General features: G+C 60.5%; 1 protein-coding gene. It reads left to right on the top strand.

Annotation, left to right across the window (positions count from 1 at the left end):
• Positions 1–2,081: DEAD/DEAH box helicase (locus tag KNW02_RS21360; protein ID WP_216035017.1), on the top strand; the 2,081-nt coding region annotated here is incomplete at both ends.

The following is a 2,081-nucleotide window of genomic DNA, read 5'->3' as shown; positions in this document are numbered from 1 at the left end:
GCCGACGAACACGATCCGCATCCAGACCGCCGAGGCGCTGAAAAACCCGCGCCACCCCTATCGGCAGGTGCTGGACGCGGCGTTCGAGGGCCGCGTGCGCGTTTTCGACATTGGCGATTTCACGCAAGTCACGCCGCATGACCTGCGCTCGAACCTCTGTGTCGTGGTCGGCACGATCCAGACGCTGCGGGTCAGCAATACCGACGGACGCAAGGTCTATGCCCATCACGAGATGCTGGAGGGGCATTTCTCGACTGTCTCGCCCAACACACCGGGGCTGGAGCGCAATGACGATGGCCCGATGAAGGGCGACATCCGGTTCAGCTTTGCCAACCTGATGCATCTGCACCGCCCGCTGGTCATCATGGACGAGGCGCACAAGGCGGGCACGAGTCTGAGCCAGGATGTCTATGAACGGATCAACCCAAGCGCCCTGATCGAGTTCACCGCCACGCCCAAGGGGTTCAACAACATCCTTCATTCCGTGACAGCGCAGGAGCTGAAAGATGAAGAGATGATCAAGATGCCCGTGGTGCTCGACGAAGCCGAAACCTGGCAGGGGGCTGTGAACTCGGCGATTCTGAAGCGGGCGGAATTGCAGGAGCACGCGGATCGCGACCGTGAGGGCTATATTCGCCCCATCGTGCTGTTCCAGGCGCAGAAGAAGGGGGAGGAGGTCACGGTCGATGTGCTGAAACAGCACCTGATCGACAATGAGAATATCGACCCGGCCAAAATTGCTGTGGCGACCGGCGCGCAGCGCGATCTGGACGGGATCGACCTGTTCAAGCCCGATTGTCCGATTGAATATGTCATCACCATCGAGGCGCTGAAGGAAGGCTGGGATTGTTCGTTCGCCTATGTGTTCTGCTCGCTGGCCAATATTCGCAGCTCGACGGATGCCGAGCAGCTTCTGGGCCGTGTGCTGCGAATGCCCTATGCGAAAAAACGCAAGGAACCGGCGCTGAACAAATCCTACGCCAAGCTGGTGTCAAAGCATTTCTCCGAGGCCGCCGTCAGTCTGCGCGACAAGCTGGTCGATATGGGGTTCGAGGAAAGCGAGGCCGAGGCCAATATCGAGGCCGAGCAGCCAGGGCTGGATGATGGCCTCTTCGGGCGGCAATCGCGTCCCAGAGCGACGATGACGGTCGAACTGGACGCCTCCGAGGAGGAGCGCCGCGAGATCAACATTGTCGCGCCGGGCAAGATCAAGGTCTCGGCAGGCGATGACGGCAAGACCCGGATCGAGTTCACCGGCGTGCCTAAGCCCAAAGACGAAGAGCGCCTGTTCCAGATGGCGCCTGCGCGCCTGCATGGCGTGCTGCGCGAGAAGCTGGCTGAGTTCAAGGCCAGGCACGCCGACGACCTGGCCCCCGCCCATCTGGGCGAAGAATTCACCGTGCCGCGCCTGATGGCGCATGTGCAGGGCGAGCTGGTCTTTGGTGATACCGATATTCTGATGGAATATCACGACTGGTCACTGGCCGATCATCCGGCACGGCTGACCAAGGCCGAGTTCGATATTGTCGAGACGACCAACACCTTCGAAATCGACCTCGACGGCAATCGCCTGTCGATCTCGGCAGCGGATAGTTCCGAGCAGCTTTCGCTGGATATCGACGTGGACGACTGGACGACGAATTCCCTGGTGCGCTGGCTCGACGGGAAGGTTCGCGATCAATGGATCGGCCAGGCGGAGTTGCTGGCCTGGCTGAGCGATGTCGTTACCCACCTGACCCGTGACCGGGACATGCCCCTGTCGCAGCTCATGCGCTGCAAATTCATCCTGGCGCGCAAACTGAACGAGAAGATCCGGGGTTTCCGCCAGATGGAGCGCGACAAGGTTTACCAGATGAACCTGTTCGGCCCCGAGGCGCGCGTCGAAGTGTCTTTCGATGACGGCATCCGGTTCTTCGACGAGATGTATTTCGACGTGCCCAAGTATCGCGGCATTTACAAGTTCAAGCACCACTTCATGGGACCGGACGAGGTGCCGACCTTCGACAGCAAGGATGGCGGCGAAGAGGTCAAATGCGCCCTGGCGCTGGATGCTCTGCCCAAGTTGAAATACTGGACCCGCA

The organism is Paracoccus marinaquae (assembly GCF_018860165.1).
In the GTDB taxonomy this organism is placed as follows: domain Bacteria; phylum Pseudomonadota; class Alphaproteobacteria; order Rhodobacterales; family Rhodobacteraceae; genus Paracoccus; species Paracoccus marinaquae.
This window is presented reverse-complemented; position numbering and strand designations above follow the sequence as displayed.